The 1577-nt window shown below is 67.7% G+C and carries 2 protein-coding genes and 1 pseudogene; all 3 read left to right on the plus strand.

Annotated elements, in window-relative coordinates; genetic code table 11:
• A pseudogene (locus EN893_RS39635) lies at positions 1–93 on the plus strand (RpiR family transcriptional regulator); the annotation flags it as partial.
• Positions 90–983, plus strand: coding sequence for a ribokinase (locus EN893_RS33215; protein WP_127272233.1), 894 nt, complete (start codon positions 90–92; stop codon positions 981–983). The pseudogene EN893_RS39635 and the gene EN893_RS33215, both read left to right, overlap by 4 nt.
• A gap of 100 nt (positions 984–1083) precedes the next feature.
• A partial coding sequence (gene purE / locus EN893_RS33220; RefSeq protein WP_127272234.1) for a 5-(carboxyamino)imidazole ribonucleotide mutase occupies positions 1084–1577 on the plus strand: 494 nt, incomplete at its 3' end.

A 1577-nucleotide genomic window follows, 5' to 3' on the forward strand; every position in this document is an offset into this window, starting at 1 on the left:
GCGGTGGCACAGCGCGATTATCAGGCGGCGGAGCGCAATCTCGGCCGCACCATGTCCGCGGTGACATCGAAACGAAAAGACCGGGGCTCATGACGACATCGCCGCTGGTCACCGTGTTCGGCAGCTTGCACTACGACATCATGGTCGACGCGCCCGACCGCCCGCGCAAGGGCGAGACGGTGACCGGCCATGCCTGGCACCCGAAATGCGGCGGCAAGGGCGGCAATCAGGCTGTCTCGGCGGCGCGGGCCGGCGTGCGCGCGGCGATGATCGGCGCCGTCGGCGACGATGATTTCGGGCGGGCGTTGCTGGCCAATCTCAATCGCGCAGTGGTCGACCACCGCTTCGTGCGGGTGGCCGCTGGCGCCGGCTCCGGCATGAGCGTGGCGATCTTCGACGCGGGCGGCGACTATGGCGCGGTGATCGTCTCGGGCAGCAATCTGACACTGGGCCATGCCGACATTGCCTCTGCTTCCGATGTGATGGTCCAAACGGCAGTGCTTTTGTTGCAGAACGAAGTGCCGGAAGCCGGCAACATTGCCGCCGCACGCGCCGTCAAAGCACGGGGCGGCCGCGTCGTGCTCAACGCGGCCCCCGCGCGCGAACTCTCCGACGAGTTGATCGCGCTGGTCGACATATTGGTGGTCAACGCCATCGAGGCTGAATTCCTGGCTGGCACAGCAGTGTTCGAGACGCTGGACGGGGCCGCCCAAGCCGCACGGCTGCTGGCCGATCTTTATCCGGTGGCGATTGTCACGGCGGGCGGCGAGGGCGTCGCCTGTTGCGATCGGAGCGGTGAGGCGTTTGCTCTGTCCGCCATCCCCGTCAAGGTCGCCAGCACGCATGGCGCCGGCGATGAATTCGTTGGCGCGCTGGCCGCGGGACTTGCCCGTGGGCAGACCATGCGGGCGGCCATCACCGCCGCCAACGCGGCTTCGGCCTTGCTGGTCTCGACGCCAGAGGCCGAGCGCGACGGCATCTGATGGCCTGATTCAACGTTGCAAAGAGCTGCGGCCGCCGCCTGTCCTTGCGGCCTCGCGCGAATTCCGCTAAGGCGCGCCTTTGTCGCCGGGGAACACGGACTTGGACGATCAACGCGCCGACGTCGCCATCATCATGGGCAGCCAGTCCGACTGGGCGACGATGCGCCATGCGGCCGAAACGCTGGAAGCACTCGGCATCCCGCACAAACGGCTGATCATCTCCGCGCATCGCACCCCAGACCGGCTCTATGATTTCGCCAAGGGCGCCAAGGCGGCCGGTTATCAGGTGATCATCGCCGGCGCCGGCGGTGCAGCACACCTGCCCGGCATGACGGCGGCGATGACGCCATTGCCGGTGTTCGGCGTGCCGGTGGAATCGAAAGCGCTTTCCGGGCAGGATTCGCTGCTGTCCATTGTCCAGATGCCGGCCGGCATTCCCGTGGGCACGCTGGCCATCGGCAAGGCGGGCGCTGCCAACGCAGCCCTTCTAGCCGCCGCCGTGCTGGCCCTGAACGATAACGAGCTTGCCGTCCGCCTGGATGCCTGGCGCGCCGCGCAGACCGCCAAGGTCGCGGCAGAACCGACGGATACGCC

The organism is Mesorhizobium sp. M7A.F.Ca.CA.004.04.2.1 (assembly GCF_004022825.1).
Taxonomy (GTDB): domain Bacteria; phylum Pseudomonadota; class Alphaproteobacteria; order Rhizobiales; family Rhizobiaceae; genus Mesorhizobium.